Annotated in this window: 11 protein-coding genes and 2 pseudogenes; 5 read left to right on the forward strand and 8 right to left on the reverse strand. The window is 70.4% G+C overall.

Features of this window, described 5'->3' with window-relative positions:
• The first annotated feature begins 90 nt into the window (after window positions 1-90).
• Window positions 91-1941 (forward strand): glycoside hydrolase family 3 protein, encoded by a 1851-nt coding sequence (locus tag KI385_RS17010; RefSeq protein WP_238573048.1) that lies wholly within the window; start codon window positions 91-93, stop codon window positions 1939-1941.
• A gap of 147 nt (window positions 1942-2088) precedes the next feature.
• Here KI385_RS17010 and KI385_RS17015 read toward each other — a convergent pair whose 3' ends face one another.
• The 3 genes from KI385_RS17015 to KI385_RS17025 form a co-directional block, all read right to left on the reverse strand.
• Entirely contained in the window at window positions 2089-3507 is a 1419-nt protein-coding gene (locus KI385_RS17015; RefSeq protein WP_238573049.1) for a S28 family serine protease, read from the reverse strand.
• Window positions 3508-3617: 110 nt separating this feature from the next.
• A complete protein-coding gene (locus tag KI385_RS17020; RefSeq protein WP_238573050.1) occupies window positions 3618-7502 on the reverse strand; it encodes an ABC transporter ATP-binding protein in 3885 nt (1294 codons plus the stop codon).
• A gap of 149 nt (window positions 7503-7651) precedes the next feature.
• Entirely contained in the window at window positions 7652-10480 is a 2829-nt protein-coding gene (locus KI385_RS17025) for a discoidin domain-containing protein (RefSeq protein ID WP_238573051.1), read from the reverse strand.
• A 220-nt stretch (window positions 10481-10700) separates the two neighbouring features.
• Between KI385_RS17025 and KI385_RS17030 the strand changes: the two genes are divergently transcribed.
• The 3 genes from KI385_RS17030 (at window position 10701) to KI385_RS17040 (ending at window position 14434) form a co-directional block, all read left to right on the forward strand.
• Window positions 10701-11504, forward strand: coding sequence for an ATP-binding cassette domain-containing protein (locus KI385_RS17030; RefSeq protein ID WP_238573052.1), 804 nt, complete (start codon window positions 10701-10703; stop codon window positions 11502-11504).
• Entirely contained in the window at window positions 11476-13644 is a 2169-nt protein-coding gene (locus KI385_RS17035; protein WP_238573053.1) for a YhgE/Pip domain-containing protein, read from the forward strand. Before KI385_RS17030 ends, KI385_RS17035 begins: the two co-directional genes overlap by 29 nt.
• A gap of 100 nt (window positions 13645-13744) precedes the next feature.
• Complete coding sequence (locus KI385_RS17040) at window positions 13745-14434, forward strand: TetR/AcrR family transcriptional regulator (RefSeq protein ID WP_238573054.1); 690 nt, start codon at window positions 13745-13747, stop codon at window positions 14432-14434.
• 505 nt (window positions 14435-14939) lie between these two features.
• Here KI385_RS17040 and KI385_RS17045 read toward each other — a convergent pair.
• Window positions 14940-15095 (reverse strand): annotated as a pseudogene (locus KI385_RS17045) (helix-turn-helix domain-containing protein); the annotation flags it as partial.
• Window positions 15096-15231: 136 nt separating this feature from the next.
• Between KI385_RS17045 and KI385_RS17050 the strand changes: the two are divergent.
• On the forward strand, window positions 15232-15582 hold the full coding sequence (locus KI385_RS17050; RefSeq protein WP_238573055.1) for a hypothetical protein: 351 nt from the start codon (window positions 15232-15234) through the stop codon (window positions 15580-15582).
• A gap of 2 nt (window positions 15583-15584) precedes the next feature.
• Here KI385_RS17050 and KI385_RS17055 read toward each other — a convergent pair.
• The 4 genes and pseudogenes from KI385_RS17055 to KI385_RS17070 form a co-directional block, all read right to left on the reverse strand.
• A pseudogene (locus KI385_RS17055) lies at window positions 15585-16299 on the reverse strand (IS5 family transposase); the annotation flags it as partial.
• Window positions 16300-16328: 29 nt separating this feature from the next.
• Window positions 16329-17045 carry a hypothetical protein gene (locus KI385_RS17060; RefSeq protein WP_238573056.1) on the reverse strand — a complete coding sequence of 239 codons (717 nt, stop codon included), beginning with the start codon at window positions 17043-17045 and terminating at the stop codon, window positions 16329-16331.
• Window positions 17046-17157: 112 nt separating this feature from the next.
• Window positions 17158-18273 (reverse strand): WXG100 family type VII secretion target, encoded by a 1116-nt coding sequence (locus KI385_RS17065; protein WP_238573057.1) that lies wholly within the window; start codon window positions 18271-18273, stop codon window positions 17158-17160.
• On the reverse strand, window positions 18270-18587 hold the full coding sequence (locus KI385_RS17070) for a type VII secretion target (protein ID WP_238573058.1): 318 nt from the start codon (window positions 18585-18587) through the stop codon (window positions 18270-18272). Before KI385_RS17070 ends, KI385_RS17065 begins: the two co-directional genes overlap by 4 nt.
• Between the last annotated feature and the right edge of the window lie 71 nt (window positions 18588-18658).

Raw genomic sequence — 18658 nt, forward strand, 5'->3', positions numbered from 1 at the left:
AGTCATTGACCGACAATAGTTTTCCGGCTATCCGTGTCTCCTTGGAAGTTTCCTTCAATGAGCCGAGGAAGCCCTCCGGAAGGAGCGCAGATGCACTCCAGACGTACCGTCCTGACCACCGCCGCAGCCGCAGCCGCCGCCTGTGCCACGGGCGCCACCCCCGCGCACGCCGCAGCGCCCACCATCGGAACCCAGCCCTCCGCCCCCGCGGCCGCCCCCGCCCCCTCCGCCGCCACCCGGGCCCGACTGCGCCGCCTCATCTCCCGTATGACTCCGGAGGAAAAGGTCGGCCAGCTCTTTGTGATGCGGGTCTACGGGCACTCCGCCACCGACCCCGACCCGGCCGATGTCGCGGCGAACCAGAAGGAGATCGGGGTCGCCAACGCCGCGGAGCTGATCGCCAAGTACCACGTCGGCGGCATCATCTACTTCGGCTGGGCCCACAACACCCGTGAGCCGCACCAGATCGCCGACCTCTCCAACGGCATCCAGAAGGCCGCCGCCGCCCAGCGCGTCCCCATCCCGCTGCTGATCTCCACCGACCAGGAACACGGCATAGTGGCCCGCGTCGGCGCGCCCGCGACGCTCTTCCCCGGGGCGATGGCGCTCGGCGCGGGCGGGTCCCGCGACGATGCCCGCACAGCCGCCAGGATCGCCGGCGAGGAGCTGTACGCCATGGGCATCCGGCAGAACTACGCGCCGGACGCCGATGTCAATGTCAACCCGGCCAACCCGGTCATCGGCGTCCGTTCCTTCGGCGCCGATCCGCAGGCCGTGGCCCGTATGGTCTCCGCCGAGGTGAAGGGTTATCAGGGCGCCGGCATCGCCTCCTGCGCCAAGCACTTCCCCGGGCACGGCGACACCGACACCGACAGCCATGTCGGGCTGCCGTACATCCACCACACCGCCGAGCAGTGGGAGCGGCTGGACGCACCGCCCTTCAAGGCCGCGATCGCCGCCGGTATCGATTCGATCATGACGGCGCATATCGTCGTCCCCGCCTTCGATTCCAGCGAGGACCCGGCCACGCTCTCCCGGCCGATCCTCACCGGCATCCTGCGCGAACGGCTCGGCTACGACGGTGTGGTGGTGACGGATTCGCTCGGCATGGAGGGCGTACGGGTGAAGTACGGCGATGCCCGGGTGCCGGTGCTCGCCCTCAAGGCCGGCGTCGACCAGCTGCTGAACCCCCCGGACCTGTCCCTCGCGCATGCGGCCGTCCTCAAGGCGATCCAGGAGGGCGAGCTGACCGAGCGCGATATCGACACCAGGCTGATGCGCATCCTGCTGCTCAAGGAGCGGCGCGGACTGTTCAAGGACCCGTACACCACACACCGGGACGTGGACCGGGTGGTCGGCACCCGCAGCCATCTCACCACCGCGGACCGGATCGCGGACCGCACCACCACGCTGCTGCGCAACGACGCCGACATTCTGCCGCTGTCCCGGCGGCGGGAGCGCAGGGTGCTGGTGGTGGGCGTCGATGCGGCCGCGCCGTCCGGCACCGGCGGGCCGCCCACCACGGTCCTCGCGAAGACCCTCACCGAGCTCGGCTTCTCGGCCCTCGCGCTCTCCACGGGCCTGGCGCCGACCCAGCAGCAGATCGACGCGGCGGTGGCGGCGCTCGGCGAGCGGGATGCGGTGGTGGTGGCCACGTACAACGTGAGCGCGCAGTCGCCGCAGCGGAAGCTGGTGGGCGCCCTCCTGGACACGGGCAAGCCGGTGGTGCAGCTGGCGGTCCGCAACCCTTACGACATCGCCCGGTTGGACGGTGTCAGGGCTGCCCTGGCGAGCTACTCCTGGACGGATGTGGAGCTGCGGGCCGCGGCCCGGGTGATCGCCGGCCGGCGGGATCCGACGGGCAGGCTGCCGGTCGCGATAATGCGCGCCGACACTCCGGACCAGGCGCTCTACCAGATCGGGCACGGACTGTCGTACTGAGCCCGCGGACAGGTACGGCGCGCTCCCCACCCTCGGGGAGCGCGCCGCATCCGTCACGGGCCGCCCTGCTGTCCTACGGCCCTGCAAGCCCTACAAGCCCTGCGGTCCTACGGCCCTACGGCCTTACGGCCTTACGGCCTTACGGCCTTACGGCCGCAGCATCGGCATCCGCCGGACCTCCTGCTTGTCCAGCTTCTTGTCGTACGGGGCCAGCGGGGTGGCCTCGCCGCTCGGGGCCTGGACGCCGGCCCAGTCGAGAAGCTCGGCGGTGGCCTTGGTGCGGTCGGCGTCCTTCAACTTGGCGATGTTCGAGCCGTGGTTGCCGCCGGGCACGGTGAAGACATACGAGTCCCGGGCGCCCTTGCCGAGCTCGAAGTGCTCCGAACTCCAGGGGTCGTACTGGCCGTTGACGAACATCATCCGGTCGGCGTGGTGACGCACCCAGCGATCGACGTCGGGCATCGCGCGCTTGTCGAAGCGCATCGGGATGTCCTTCGGCACGAACGACCGGGAGTTGTTGATCCCGGGGTACTTGAGCAGATCGGCCAGCTGCGGGTAGCCGTAGCCGGGCTCCCCGAGCTGGGTGCCCGCCTGGTAGTAGTACGGCGTGTACGACTCCATGCCCTGGTCGGTGTAGCTGTCGAAGCCGCCGACCTTGTCCATCCACTTCCACAGGTCGTCCGTGGAGACGGTCGGCTTGGGCACCTCGGCGCAGGCGGTCTCGGCCGGCTGGTACTGCCAGAACCCGAACACCAGGTCCGTGACCATGACTTCATAGGCCCGGTCGGCGCTGCCGACCTTCTCGAAGGTCTGCTTCTCCTTGTCGGCCCAGTCCTGGAAGCGCCCGACCATCTCCCCGCGGCGCACCAGGGCCTCGCGCTCGATGGCGGCGAGGTCGGCGCGGCACTGCGCGGTGCCGACGTTCCGGAAGAACCGGTCGTAGGCGGAGTCCTCGTCGTTGCGGACGTCGTTGGGCGCGACGTAGGCGACGGTGCCGTTCATATCGTGCGGGAAGAAGCGGCGGTAGTACGTGGCGGTCATGCCGCCCTTGCTGCCGCCGGTGGCGATCCAGTTCTTGCCGTAGATGCGGTGCAGCGCCTCGAAGATACGGTGCTGGTCGTTGGCCGCCTGCCGGATGTCCAGCTTCTTCCAGTCGGCGGGCGCGGGCCGCGACGGGGTGAAGTAGCGGTATTCCAGGGAGACTTGATTGCCGTCGATGATCTTCGTGGGCTCGCTGCGGGACGGCGTGGTACTGACGTTGTAGCCGGAGGTGAAGAACACCGTCGGGCGGTCCACCGACTTGTGCAGCACGGTCAGCCGCTGCTGGAAGGTCCCCTTCGAGGGGTGCCGGTGGTCGATCGGCTGCGTGTAGTTCAGGACGAAGTAGCGGTAGCCGTCGACCGGCTTCTCTTCGGTGAAGCTCATGCCCGGAATCGCCAGGATCCGGTCCTTGATGTCCTCGGTCTTCGGCTCGGCGGCGGTGGCCGCTCCTGCCGACGCGCTGCCGGCTCCTACCGTGCCTATGAGCACGGCGAGCGACAGCAGCCATCTGGTGGCCTTGCGCATGCACCCTCCCCTTGGGATAGCAAAGGTCGGGCTGAACCTATCGGCGCTACGGGGGGACCACCAGCCCCGAGGGCCGTCCGGCGGATCTTCGCGGGACGGCCGCCGGGGCCTCAGGCCACCAGCTCCTCCTCGCCGGTGAAGGTGCGCCACAGCTCCGCATAGCGGCCGCCGCGGGCGAGGAGTTGGGCGTGGCTACCGTCCTCGGCTATCCGGCCGTGGTCGAGCACCACGACCCGGTCCGCGCGGGCCGCGGTGGTCAGCCGGTGGGCGACGACGAGGGTGGTGCGGCGGCCGACGAGGCGGTCGGTGGCCTGGTTGACGACGGCTTCGGTGGCGAGGTCCAGGGCCGCGGTGGCCTCGTCGAGCAACAGCACGTCCGGGTCGACGAGTTCGGCCCGGGCCAGCGCCAGCAGCTGGCGCTGGCCGGCGGAGAGGTTGCGGCCGCGTTCGGCGACCTCGTGGAGGTAGCCGCCGTCGAGCGTGGCGATCATGGCGTGTGCGCCGACCGCGCGGGCGGCGGCCTCCACCTCGGCGTCGGTGGCGTCCGGGCGGCCGTAGGCGATGGCGTCGCGGACCGTGCCGGCGAAGAGGTAGGACTCCTGGGGGACCACGCCGAGGCGGTGGCGGTAGCCGGTCAGATCCAGCTCGCGCAGATCCGTGCCGTCGATACGGACGGCGCCCGATGATGGGTCGTAGAACCGTGCGACCAGTTTGACCAGGGTGGACTTGCCGGCGCCGGTCTCGCCGACGAAGGCCACGGTCTGGCCGGCGGGGATGGTCAGGTCTATGCCGGCCAGCGCCGGTTCGCCGCTCTCGCCGTAGTGGAAGTGCACATCGTCGAAGGCGATGTCGCCGCGCAGCGCGGGCACCTCGCGGGGTTGTTCGGCGGCCGGGGTGGTGGTGGGCTCGCGCAGCAGCTCCTGGATGCGGCCGAGGGAGACGGACGCCTGCTGGTAGCCGTCGAAGACCTGGGAGAGCTGCTGGACGGGGGCGAAGAACAGGTCGATGTAGAGCAGATAGGCGACCAGCGCGCCGGCGGTGAGGGTGTGGGAGCCGACTCGGTCGGCCCCGACTATCAGCACCAGCGCCGCCGCCACCGAGGACAGCAGCTGGACGAACGGGAAGTAGACGGATATCAGGAACTGGCCGCGGATCCGGGCCTGGCGGTAGGCGTCGCTGCGGGCGGCGAACCGCTCCTGGCCGCGCCGCTCGCGCCGGAACGCCTGGACGATCCGCAGTCCGGCCACGCTCTCCTGGAGGTCGCCGTTGACGGTGCTGATCCGCTCGCGGGCCAGCTCGTAGGCCTTCACGCTCTGCTTGCGGAAGAAGTACGTGCCGATGATGAGCGGCGGAAGGGTGGCGAAGACGACCAGGGCCAGCTGGATGTCGATGGCGAGCAGCGCGACGAGTATGCCGAAGAAGGTCAGCATCGAGACCAGGGCGGTGACCAGGCCGGTCTGCAGAAATGTCGACAAAGCGTCAACATCGGTCGTCATCCTGGTCATGATCTTGCCGGTCAGTTCGCGCTCGTAGTAGTCGAGGCCGAGGCGCTGGAGCTGCGCGAAGATCTTGAGGCGGAGGGAGTAGAGGACCCGCTCGCCGGTGCGTCCGGTCATGCGGTTGCCACCGATCTGCGCCGCCCACTGGACGAGGACCACGATCAGGGCGAGCACCGCGGCCGTCCAGACGCCGACCAAGGCGCCGCGGCGGACGCCCTCGTCGATGCCCTGCCGGATCAGTACCGGCAGCAACAACCCTGCGATGGCGTCCACGGCGACCAGTGCCAGCGCAACGGCCAGCGGCCCGCCGAAGCCGTGCAGCAGCCGGCGCAGCCCGTAGGCGCGCTCGGGGCGTACGGCGCGGTCCTCGTCGATGTCGGGGGTGTCCGTGGCCGGCGGCAGCGCGGCGACCTGGGCGAGCAGCTCGGGCGTCCCGGGCGTGCCGGCCATCGTCGCGGCGATTCCGGGCCCGGCGGCGGCCGTGCGAGGGGCCACGTCGGCCGCGCCCGCCTCGGCGTCCTGCTCCCGGCGCACCCACAGCTCGGGGGTGATGGCGCCGACCGTCCCGGCCCGCTCCGCCGCGTCCTCCGCCTCACCGTCGAGCTCGGCGCGCCCGACGGCGTCCGGTGCCCGTTCCAGCAGCCCGGTGGCGGTGAATTCTCCGTCGAAGGCGCCGGCCAGCTCGCCCGCCGGGTCGCGCTCCACACCGCCCAGCTCCTCCGGGTCGGTCAGCAGCTTGCGGTAGAGCGGACAGCGGTCCTCCAGCTCCTCCTGGGTGCCGATGTCGACCAGCCGCCCGCCGTCGAGGACGGCGACCCGGTCGGCGAGCGCCAGGGTGGAGGCGCGGTGCGCGATGAGCAGGGTCGTACGGCCCGCCATCACGCCGCGCAGCGCCTCATGGATCTCGTGCTCGACCCGGGCGTCGACCGCGGAGGTCGCATCGTCCAGGACCAGCAGCCGGGGGTCGGTGAGGATGGCGCGGGCCAGGGCGACGCGCTGCCGCTGGCCGCCGGACAGGGTCAGTCCCTGCTCGCCGACCTTGGTGTCATAGCCCTCGGGAAGCTCGGATATGAAGCCGTCGGCCTGGGCGGCGCGGGCCGCGGCGCGCACCTCCTTGTCGGTGGCGTCCGGATGGCCGTAGGCGATGTTGTCGCGTACGGAGTCGGAGAACAGGAAGCTGCTCTCGGGGACCAGGCCGATGGCCGCCCGCAGCGACTCCAGCGTCAGGTCACGTACATCGTGGCCGCCGACCAGGATGCGGCCCGCGGAGACGTCGTAGAAGCGGGGCAGCAGCAGCGAGACGGTGGACTTGCCGCTGCCGGACGTGCCGACCACGGCGACCGTCTCACCGGCCTCGATGCGCAGCGAGAAATCGTCGAGGACGGGGCGGTGGCCCTCGCTCTCCCCGTCGTCGTGCGGCCGTCCATAACCGAACGTGACCCGGTCGAACTCGACGGTGGCCGGGGCGTCCGCGGGCAGCTCGCGCGCATCCGGCCGCTCCTCGATCGACGGTTCGGTGTCGATCAGCTCGTAGACCCGCTCCACACCGGCCCGCGCCTGCTGCCCGACGGTGAGCATCATCGCCAGCATCCTGACCGGTCCGACCAGCTGCGCCAGATACGTGGAGAAGGCGACGAAGGTACCGAGGGTGACCTGGCCCCGGGCGGCCATCCAGCCGCCGAGGGCCAGCATCGCGACCTGGCCCAGCGCCGGTACGGCCTGTAGCGCGGGGGTGTAGCGGGCGTTGAGCCGGACCGTGCGCAGCCGCCCGGCGAACAGCCGGCGGCCGACCTCGCGCAGCTTGCCGGTCTCCTGCTCCTCCTGCCCGAAGCCCTTGACGACCCGGACGCCGGAGACCGCGCCGTCCACGACACCGGCGACCGCGGCCGCCTGCCCCTGGGCGTACCAGGTGGCGGGGAAGAGCCGGGTGCGGCTGCGCTTGGCGATGAACCACAGGGCGGGGGCGACGGCCAGCGCGACGACGGTGAGCAGCGGCGACAGCACCGCCATCACGATCAGCGAGATCACGAACAGCAGGACGTTCCCGATCATCATCGGGACCATGAACAGCAGGCCCTGGATCAGCTGAAGGTCGCTGGTGGCGCGGCCGACGACCTGGCCGGTGCTCAGCTCGTCCTGCCGCCGGCCGTCGAGCCGGGCGATCGCACCGAACATCCGGGTCCGCAGATCGTGCTGTGCGTCCAGGGCGAGCCGGCCGCCGTAGAAGCGGCGGATGTAGGTGAGGACGTAGACCACGACGGCGGCGGCGATCAGCAGGCTCGCCCAGGGGGCGAGGGAGCGCTCGTGCTGGACGATGACATCGTCGATGATCAGCTTCGGTACGAGCGGGACCAGGGCCATCACGGCCATCCCGGCGAGCGAGGAGCCGAGGGCGAGCAGCACATCTTTCCTGTACTGCCAGCAGTCGCGGGTCAGTCGCCGCGCCCAGCCCACTCGTTCCGTATCCGTCCCCGCCACCCGGTGCCTCCCACGCATCGACGCCTTACCGCAAGGCACCAACACCGCGGGGAGCGGATTTCATCCCGCCGCAACAATTCACCGGCCGGTCCGGGCAGCGTCCGGGCCGCGGTCGGCCGGCGCCGGCGGTCGGCCGGCGCCGGCGGTCGGCCGGCGCCGGCGCGTGATCACTTCACCCGCTCCACCGTCAGCTCCGCGATCCCCGGATGCGGCGCGGGCTTCCCCTTGGCCGCCGGGGTCCGGTCACCCTCCACCACGACCCGTACGTACCGGGCCGGGGTGCGACCCGCGTATCCGGTCCCTGACCAGTGCTGTCCGTCCTGCGAGACCTGGACGTTCCAGTGCCGGGGCCGGGTCGCGTTCCAGTGCGGGGTGATCTGTCCGACGCGGGTGATCCGGCCGAGGTCGACGGTGAGGGTGCCGGTGGCGGCGTTGGGCACCCAGGCGGTGGTGGTATTGCCGTCCACCGCGGCGGCCGGGTACATCCCGGGCTCGTCCGAGGTCGCCGTGGCCCGGGTGCAGCGGGCCGCGTTGGAGGTCGCCGCCAGATCCGGGCGGCGGGTCTTCAGCACGGCCGGCACGCCCCGGCTGATCACCCGCTCGCCCTCCGGCGACTCGATCCGCATCGGCGCACCGGCGGTCAGCCGCACGGTGGTCTGGTGCGCACCGATCACCACGTCGTACGTCCGCCCCTGCCAGTGCAGACCGCGCAGCGTGACGCCGTCGGACAGCTGCGGCGGCAGCATCGGGTCGAGACGCACCGTGTCCTCGCGCAGCCGCAGCCCGGTCAGCCCCTGGGTGAAGGTCTGCAGGAAGCCGCCCTTGCCGGTGAGGAAGTCCTGGGCGGGCCTGCCGGCGTGCGGGTCCTCGGCGCCGGCCTTCTCGCCGCGCGCCTCGGAGAACTGCGCGAACGGCCCGCGGACGAACGGCTTGATGGACCGCAGCAGATAGGTGTACGTCGAGCAGCCGGCCTCGCCGATCCCGGCCGCGTCGATGGCGTGCACCGAGTCCGTCATGGCCGGGCCGTCCGGGTCGGTGCGCGCGGCGTAGAAGTCCAGCGTGGCGGAGGCCTGCCGCCGCGACATCGGCCATTCCAGCGGATACATCAGCAGCACGGTGTCGGCCTGCTTGATGGTCGTGCCCCGGTAACCGGCGTACTGCTCGAAAACCTTGTTCTTGCTGTCGTAGGGGATCCGCAGCTTGTCGGCGATGGTCTGCCAGGCGGCCGGCGCCCTTTCGCCGAGGACGGCGGCGGCGCGGGTGGCGTGTCGCAGCGCGGTGGCGGCGCCGGCGTTGGTGAACACACCGTCGGTGACGCCGTTGCTGTACTCGTCCGGCCCGGCGACGTTCTTGACGGAGTAGCTGCCGTCGGTGTTACGGGTGGCTCGCGAGGCCCAGAATTCGGCGATGCCCTTGAGGACCGGCCAGCCGCGTGAGCGCAGCCAGGCGGTGTCCTTGGTGGCGAGGTAGTACTGCCAGGCGGCGAGGGAGATATCGCCCATCAGATGGTTCTGGGTCTTGCAGTGCGGCGGGTCCCAGCTGTGGCACTCGTTCCACAGATCGCCCTTGCTGCCGCTGGTCCAGGAGTAGAACAGCCCGTCGTAGCCGAGCTTCCTGGCGTTGGCGCGGGCCCCGGCCCGGGTCTTGTAGCGGTAGTCGACGATCGACCGGGCGAGTTCGGGGTGGCTCGCCAGCAGGCCCGGGTACATCCAGGTCTCGGCGTCCCAGAAGATCTCGCCGGCGTAGTTGTCGCTGGTCAGGCCGGTGGGTCCGATGCTGTTGTCGCCGCCGGCGCGCGCGGAGGACAGCAGCCCGTACTGCGCCGAGCGCACCCAGGACTGCAGCTCGCGCTGCCCCTTCACCTCGATGTCGCTGCGCCACAGCCGCTGCCAGGCGGCGGTGTGCCGGGCGAACAGGGCGTCCCAGCCGCGGTCCGCGGCCCGGCGCGAGGCGGCGTCGGCGGCGGCGCGCGGGGAGCGGGAGGTGAGCGCGGTGTCCACGCCGACGTACTTGGTCAGCTCGTACGAGCGGCCGCTGCGGACCGGGAACGTCAGCTGCCGCCGGTTGCTCAACCCGCTTGCCTGCGGGGCCGGTGACATCCGGCCGGCGCGAACCCCGGGACCGGTGCGCAGGGTGGAGGCCACCGCGCCTTCGGTCTTCGTCCCGTCCGTACGGAAGGCGACGTCCATGGTGCGGCCGGTCTCCTTGCCGCCGGCGCCGGACCGGCCGGCGGCGGGCGTCATCCGGCGGGCGCCGCGTCCGTCGAGGGCGTCGGTGACCGTGGCCGATCCGCTCCAGTGGGGCGTCATCCGCAGGCGTACGGCACCGGTGTGCGCGTCGTTGCGGTCGGCGAGCACGTCGTAGACCAGGTCGGTGGTGCGGCCGTCGGCGGCCGTCCAGGTCAGCGACGTACGGACGAAGCCGCAGCGCAGCGAGAGCGTCTGGCGGTAGTGGGAGATGCGGCCGGGCTTCGTGGCGGAGGAGAAGGTGTCGGGGTGCGGGCCGCCGGTGGCGACATCGAGGGTGGTCCAGGTGGGGATCGCGGCGATGGCCTGCCGGCCCTCGACGTTCCTGGGCCCCTTGGCGTACAGCCCGGAGACGAACGATCCGTCGTATTCGGGCGTCTTGAGGGGCCAGCCGGTCTCGCCGCCGGGCGCGGCGTATCCGGTGCCGTTGGGCGGCACCCGCTGCCCCAGATAGCCGTTGCCGACGAAGGCGTGGTGGCTGTCTTTGGTGTCGATCCTGGTGGCGGTGGCGGTCCAGCCGTCGCCGTCGGGCCCCTTGGTGCAGGATCCGTGTGCGGTGTGGGCCGGTTGTGGCCCCGGGGTGGGCATCGGCGCCGAGGCCGAGGCCGATACGGGCGCGAGGACCGCGACCAGCGCCCCCGCGACCAGCGGGGCGACCGCCTTGCGCGAGCGGCGGGCCACGGGCCCGGGCCGTTGCTCCGCCGGCTGCCGCGGTGGCCGGTCCACGGGGTGGGGTTCCGAGTGCTCCATGGTTCTCCGTCGTACGTACGCGGCCCGTACCGCGCCTTCGGCACGGACGTCACCTTCAACATCACAAGCGTCTTCGACCCTAGGTCCGCACGCAGGGGGGAGTCAGCCAGTCGGCGGGATGTCCTGGCGGGGCGACCGATTCCGCCCGTTTTTTGTCAACGAGCCATTCGTGCGGCACACTTTTAGACTGACCAGTCAGATCAAAAGGGGAGGGGTGTTTGTGAACACCACCCGCCAGGGGGCGGCGGTCAACGCCAGAGGGATCGGAGTGGAGGGCCCACGGGGGTGGGCCTTCAGAGGCGTCGACATCACCGCGGATCCGGGCGCGCTGATCGCCGTCCAGGGCCCCTCGGGCTCCGGTCGCACCTGTCTGCTGCTGGCTCTCACCGGCCGGATGCGGATCACCGAGGGCGAGGCGACGGTCGCCGGCCTCCCGCTGCCCAAGCGGATGGGTACGGTGCGCAGCCGTACCGCCATCGCCCACGTACCGGGCGTCGCCGACCTCGAACCGGCCCTCACCGTCGGCGAACACCTCCAGGAACAGGCCCTGTTGGGCCACCGCCTCAACGGATCCCTGAGCGGCGCGCTCCCCTGGGGCAAGCGCCACAAGGAGACCACCCGGGCCCGGCTCGACGCCGCCCTCGCGGCCGCCCGGCTCGACCCCGAGACCCTGCCCAAGGGCCTGCGTACGACCGTCCGCGATCTGGAACGGCTCGAAGCGCTGCGGCTGTCGATCGCGCTCGCGGCCATGCACGGCCCGCATCTGCTGGCCGTCGACGATGTCGACCTCAAGCTGTCCGCGGCCGAACGGGCCCTGGCCTGGCAGCTGTTGCGGGACCTCGCGCTGGAGGGCACCACCGTGGTGGCCACCGGCAGCGACGCCCCCTCGGACGCCCTGATCGTGCGCACCGCGCCCGCGGACAGCGCAACCCCCGCACCCGGCGAGGACGAGCCGGCCGACCCCCACCCCCACACTCCCAAGGAGGAAGCGGCGCATGCGTTCGCCGAAACTGGCCGCGCTTGAGCTCAGGCGCTTCGGCAGGGGAAAGCTGCCCCGGCTGGGCCTGGTGGCCCTGATGCTGATCCCCCTGCTGTACGGAGCGCTCTACCTCTGCTCCTTCTGGGACCCCTACGCCCGCCTGGACAAGATCCCGGTGGCACTCGTCAACGACGACCGGGGCGCCACCGCCGACGGCAAGAAGATCACCGCGGGCGACGACCTGGCCGAGAAGGTCAAGGACAGCAAGACCTTCAACTGGGAGGAGGTCAGCGCCGCGGACGCCGCCAAGGGCGTCGAGAACGGCACGTACTACCTCTCCCTGACCGTTCCGAAGAACTTCAGCCAGCGGATCGCCTCCAGCTCCGGTGACGACCCGCAGACCGGTGCGCTCCAGGTCCGTACGAACGACGCCAACAACTACGTCGTCGGCTCGATCTCCAAGACCGTCTTCTCCGAGCTCCGCGCCAAGACCTCGGCGACGTCGTCGCGGGCCATGCTCGACAAGATCTTTGTGTCCTTCTCCGACCTGCACGACCAGACCGCCAAGGCCGCCGACGGCGCCGGCAAGCTCGACAAGGGCGTCGGCTCGGCCAAGAAGGGCTCCGGCGAACTCGCGGACGGCCTCGGCAAGCTCGGCAAGGGCGCCGGGGCGGTCAGCGACGGCGCGGGCAAGGCACACCAGGGCGCCGAGGACCTGAAGAACGGCGTCGGCACCGCCCGCTCCAAGATGCTGGAGCTCAGCCAGGGCGCCCGCCGGATCGCGGACGGCACCCAGCAGCTCGCCGACCGTGCCAACGACGCGGCTGGCAAGGCCCGTCCGGTCCTCAAGAAGTACGCCAAGGACCTGGGCGAGAAGGCCCGGCTGGTCGCCGACGCCTCCCGCGCCCTCGCCGCCGACCTCCGCAAGCTGCCGCAGGACACCTCCAAGGCCGCCCAGGACGCCCGTGAGTCGGCCGACCAGCTGGCCGAGATGTACGAACAGCGCTGTTCCGGCGCCGTCGGCCTGGACCCCGACTGCCCCGCGCTGAAGCGGGCCAAGGACGCCACCGAACTGGCCGCCGACACGGCGGAAAAGGTCAACTCCATCGTCGCGTCGCACTCCTCCGACATCGACAGGCTGACCGGCGATCTGCACACCCTTGAGCGGGTGGCCAACCTGGTCGCCGAGCGCGCGCCGACCTCCCAGCAGGACCTGGAGGCCGCCGTCGCCAAGATCAACCAGCTGAACAGCGGCGCCCACCAGGTGTCCGACGGTGCCGGGAAGATCGCCGCGGGCACCGGCCGGCTCGCCGACGGTGCCGGTCAGCTCGCCGACGGCACCGGCAAGGTGGCCGACGGCGCGGGCCAGGTGCACGACAAGCTCGGCGACGCCAAGGACGGCGCCGAGAAGCTCACCGGCGGTCTCTTCAAGCTCAAGGACGGCTCCAACCAGCTGGCGAGCGGGCTGCACAGCGGCGTCGCCAAGATCCCGGACTACGACAAGAAGGACCGGGACGCCCGCACCGAGGTGATGGCCGACCCCGTCGAGCTGGCCGCCAAGTCGCTGCACAAGGCGCCCAACTACGGCACCGGCCTGGCGCCGTACTTCATCCCGCTGTCCCTCTGGGTCGGCGCGATGGTCGCGTTCATGCTGCTCCAGCCGCTGAGCAAGCGCGCACTGGCCGCGGGCGCCCCCGGCTGGCGGATCGCGCTCGGCTCATGGCTGCCGGCCTTCGCCATCGGCGCCGTACAGGTGCTGGCCCTGATGGCCGTACTCCACTGGGGCCTCGGCCTGGAGATGGCCCGCTCGGGCGCCACCATCGGCTTCCTGCTGCTGGCCACGGCGTGTTTCACGGCGATCATCCAGCTGCTGAGCGCGTTCTTCGGACCGGCCGGCCGGGTGCTGACCCTGGTCGTCCTGATGCTCCAGCTGACCTCGGCGGGCGGCACCTACCCGGTGCAGACCAGCCCCGGGTTCTTCGGCGCCATCCACCCCTTCCTGCCGATGAGTTACGTCGTCGACGGCCTGCGCCGCCTGATCACCGGCGGCGATGTCACCGTCGTCTGGCAGGGCTGCGCGGTCCTCGCGGCGTTCACCCTCGGCGCGCTGGCCCTCACCGCACTCGCGGCGCGCGGCCGGCAGGTCGTACGGATGAAGGATCTGCATCCGGAGCTCAGCCTGTGAGCGAACGAAGTGAGCTCACCATGGAGAGGTGCGCACTGAGCGCATGCGAAGCCGAGCGCGCGTGGGGGTCCCCCCGGCCGAAGGCTGGGGGAGTCTCGGCATGAGCGTTCGCTCAGACCGACGGGGCGGTGCCGGCAACGGCACCGCCCCCGGGGCCGCCCCCGGCCCCCGCCGCGCATCGACCCGGCGCCGGCTCTTCGACGCCGCCGTCACCCTCATCGCCGAACAGGGCTTCTCCGCCACCACCGTCGACGAGATCGCCGACCGCGCAGGCGTCGCCAAAGGCACCGTCTACTACAACTTCCCCAGCAAGAACGTCCTCTACGAGGAGCTGCTGCGCGACGGTATCGATCTGCTCACCGACTCGCTGCGGCAGGCGGCCGACACCACAGCGGCCCGCGGCGGCACCCGGGTCGACGCCCTGGACGCCATGATCCGCGCGGGCCTGGACTTCATCGCCCGCTCCCCCGCCCTCACCCAGCTCTACGTCGCCGAACTCTGGCGCACCAACCGCACCTGGCGCACCACCTTGATGTCGGTGCGCGGCCGGGCACTGACGGTCGTCGAGTCCGTCCTGCGCGACGCCGTCCGCACCGGCGAACTCACCGAAGAACTCGACATCCCCCTCACCGCCTCCGCCCTCCTCGGCATGGTCCTGGTGGCCGCCCTGGACTGGCAGTCCTTCCAGCCGGACCGATCGGTCGAGGACGTGCACGCGTCGCTGTCGCGGTTGGTACAGGGGCGGGTGAGCGGGGCGGCGCGCCAGGGCCGCGCCGACGGGTCCTGCTGACCGGGCCACAAGGGCCCACAGGCGGCGACCGTTTGCTTCCTCCGAACATTCGGACACACCCGGAGCAAACGCACTCCTATGCGGGCCCGCTCGGGCAAGCGCAGGCCACCGTGTAGGGCGTTCCGGTCGCCGTGTCCACCACCATCACGCATCCGGAGCACCGGCGCTGCCGATGCTTGCCCCACTTGCTACGGGGTGGGCGGGGGTGGCTGCCCGCATCAACGCTCTTGCGGTAGGCGGACACCGTCGCCGCGTGCTGTGGGCTGATCCATTCACTCATGTCAGTCTCCTCCGCTCCCCAACGACAGTAGAGCCGTTGGGGAGCGGGCACAGGGCGACGGATCAGTCGGGTCCGGTGTTCGAGCAGTCGGCACCGCACCCCGCGGGCGACGGCTCGGAGTGCTCGCAGGTCGCCGCTACGGAAATCGAGCCGTCAGCCGGGTCGGCCCACGTTTCCGGTGGAGAACGTGAGCGAGTGCCGGTCATCGACCGGCAGCCGGCTGCCGGAGTCGGCGCGGTCGGCCGTGGCCCACATGTCCCACGCCCGCATCCAGTCCGCGACCGCAGGCATGACCGGATCGCCGGAAAGCCGGGACGCCCAGGACGCACGCTCGCACGCGGTGGCGATCAGCTCGGGATGGCCGAGTGCGTTCAGGCTCGACACCAGAACGGTACTCACCTCGCCCGTAGCGAGTGAACAGCTAACGGCCCGTCCCCTGGGCACGGGCCGTTCGTGTGCGGGGAGCCAGGGCCTGCCCGGCGGATCACGATCGGGCAGGGCCCGGTAGGTTGACCGCATGTCTTCTGTACTTGTTGTTGGTTACGACCCGCAGGCGATACCCGGCATCGACAGGGAGGCTCTTGGCGCGGCTCTCGATGCGGAGCTGGCCCGGTTTGGCGAGCACGGCATCGACGCGGCCATGACGCTGGTCGTGTTCGATGAATCGGCCGAGTCCACCCTCGTCGCGTCGCTGACCGAGCGCCCGTGGGATGTCGTGGTCGTCGGCGGCGGGATCCGCAAGACCGAGCAACTGCTTCCGCTCTTCGAGCAGATCGTGAACCTGATCCACCGCCATGCGCCCCAGGCCGCCATTGCGTTCAACACCAGTGGTGGGGACAGCGTCGAGGCGGCACAGCGGTGGCTCTGAATTCCGTCCGTTCGACCACGTCCTGAGCCACAGTCGGATCGCGGCAACGGCGGCTCGGGGATGGTGTGTTCGATCTGGCGTCGCCGCAGGTAGCAGCGGTTGCGCCGGGAGGAGCAAGCCTTGTCACCGCCGAGATGGTCCGGTCGGGTGCGGGGGCTCCCGCCACCGAGGCGGCCGACGCGGATACGTTCCATGACGGGGATGAGTTGCGGGGCGTCGCCCTACTGGCCGGGGGTGATCAGCAGGGCCAAGGCGCGGCGCCCGCCTTCTCCGGCGAGATGGCTCTTGCAGGTGAGGACGCCCCGGGAGCGTCCGAGTCCCTCGTCGGGGCGGTGCTCCCGGGGCGTGCGTCTCTTCCCGGCACCGCGGGGGTCTCTCTCGTGCCCCGGCGGCGTGCTGGTGGGCCCGGCAGGAGGTCGAGTCCATACTCACCATGGACCGGTCGATACGGCCTTCCGTGTCGGCGTCGGCCAGGACGGCCGCGTAAACCTTGTCCCACATGCCGTCCGCCGACCAGCTTCTGTGCCGCTCGTACACGGTCTTCCCTTTACCGAACCGCGCCGGCAGATCCCGCCATGGCACCCCGGTGCGCTGTCGAAAGAGGATTCCGTTTGTCACTCTGCGATGGCTCGCCCAACGCCCACCCCGCTGACCGGACTCCGGTAGATGCGGCTGCAGCCGCGCCCATTCATCGTTCGTCGGATCTCCCCGACCCATGAACACGCCGACGACTCAGCCCAGGGCGGTCACATGATCCGCCGGACAGGTCCTGGGGTGCCTGGGCGGCCCCGGCGGCCAAGTTCAGCAATGTTCAGCAATTCCTGGGGAATTCCGGCGACCATGGCGCAGATGTCCACGACGGCTTCGGCCAGCATGTCGGGGCTCTTGTGGCCCTTGGACCAGGCGATCGCGGTATTTCCGTCCAGACGCCAATGTCGGCCGCCCAGTTGGGGAAGTCCGAGCACTTCCGGCGTCATCAGCGCCGCCACGCTCCCCGCATCGGCCGCCACCACCTTCGTTCCGGCGAAACGCAGCCCGGCCACCTCCGCGTCCCCTTCGAAGAGCAGGTACTCGGTGTACGCCGAAAAGTCCTTCATCCTCGGCTTCCAATGCGGGCTCTCGGGATATACGCCGAACGTCGGGAGCCGATAGGGGAACCACAGGACGACACCGGACGAACGCAGGTCGTACTGGAGGTGCCCCAGGTCGGAGTAGTGCTGCGTGAGCTGCCAGAGGAGCACTTCCACCGGCTGCTCCGAGCCCCGTGGATCGGGGGTCTCGCCGACCGTGGCGTGGTCGAAGGCATAGCCTCCATAGTTGAAGGGCTGCGCGCGTTGAACACGTTTATGCGCGGCCATCAGGTCGTTGAACTTCGGCAACGCCCGCCATTCCGGACGGACGTTGTCCCACTTCTCCGCCCACACCCTGTAGGTGACGGGCGGCGGCGGAGGCGCTCCGTCCATCCGCCTCCTGCGGCCGGTGCCCCGGCGCTGGTTCTTACCAAAGGGCCACATGCCCGCCGCCACCTTCCGCTCCGGATCGCATCATTGGCCCGGAAGGTCCACCGCGCCGTCTTCATCGGTCATTTCGGCCCTTGCCTTCGGAAGACCGGAGCCGTTGTTGATAGTGGTTTCGACGGCGCCGCCCCTCTGCGTAAGTAATACCGTTCGCACCGATCTCATAACCGTTGCGGATCTGCCCCTGTACATCCTTGGGCTCGTTCTTGCCCGGATAGAGGTTTCCGCGGGCCGCACCCAAGCCGCCGGTAAGGGCGCTCGTCGCCGTATCGGCGCCCACCGTCGACGCATTCGGGTCGAACTGCTCCGCGACCGCGGTGCCGGCCGCACTCCCCGCGGCACCGGAGACGACCTTCTGCGCGGTTGCGGCGCCTCCCGTCAGCCCGTCACCGCTCAATATCTTGCCCGCCATACCAGGCGCCGCGTGCCTGCCGACCGAGCTGACCCCCTTGCCGAGCGCACCGGGAGCGGCCGCCACGGTGCCCGCGACCGCCGCGTTCTGCAGATCCTGCCAGCCGAGGCCGAACCCCTCGCTCGGCTTGCCCGTGGCCAATTTCGTACCCACCGTGCCCGCGTAGTTCATTGCGGTGTTCTTGAGGGCATCTCCGAGAAGCTTGGTCAGCCCCTTGACCAGGTGCTTGAGGACTCTGGAATCGCCGACCAGTTTCTGTACGGCCATCTCAGCCCGCTTCGCCAGCGCCGCGAACTTCTCCACCAAGCTGATGATTTTCATCGCCCGCGCCCCGGAGGCGGCCGTCGCCACCACGTCCGAGATACCCGCCGTGACCACGGTCAGCAGGGCGCCGGCCAACTCCATCTCGGCGATTTCGAGGGCGATTTCGACGATCTCCTTGAGAATCGCCTCGGCCTCGTCCGCGTAGGCGTCGAGTTCCTTACGGACCTCGGCGAAGTTCTTAGAGGTGTCCTGGAGCGCCTTGTACTGCTGCTGCCAGTGCTTCTTGAAGGAATCGGCCGCCGCGCCGTTCCAGGTGTCGCCGACGACCGCGTTCACCTTTCCGTTGAGGTGTTCCGCGGTCTGGTGGAGATCCTGGCCGAAGGTGTGCCAGCGGGCGGCGAGATCGCGGAGGGTTTCCGGGTCACCGCCGGGCCAGGGGATGTCCAGCATCTCCAGGACCGGGGTGATCTTGTCGACGAGAAAGCTGTTGAGGCTCATGCCCGGCCGTCCATCGTGGAGACCGTGTGCGATTCGACCGCGTCGTAATTGGCGGCCGAGTGCTCCAGGCCGGCGCCGGAATGCCGCAGCAGTCCGGCGAGTTCGACCAGGCCCTCGTCGGTGTGGTTCAGCATCTCCGTGTACTGGGAGGTGACTCCCGTGCACGCGCCCAACAACCCGAATGCGGTGCCGATCCGGCCGGCCTGCGCGGCGAATCCCTTGACCCGGCTGTCGATCTCCTCCGCGGCGGTGCGGAACTCCGACGCTAATTCCCGTATGCCTTCGGGGTGTACCTCGAAGTGCTCGGATGACATGTGCCATTCCCCCGTTGCTGTTCCCGGTTCGTCCCGGGCACGCTACGAGCGCCCGGTGCGGCGAGGTAAGA

The organism is Streptomyces inhibens (assembly GCF_022221585.1).
Lineage (GTDB): Bacteria > Actinomycetota > Actinomycetes > Streptomycetales > Streptomycetaceae > Streptomyces > Streptomyces inhibens.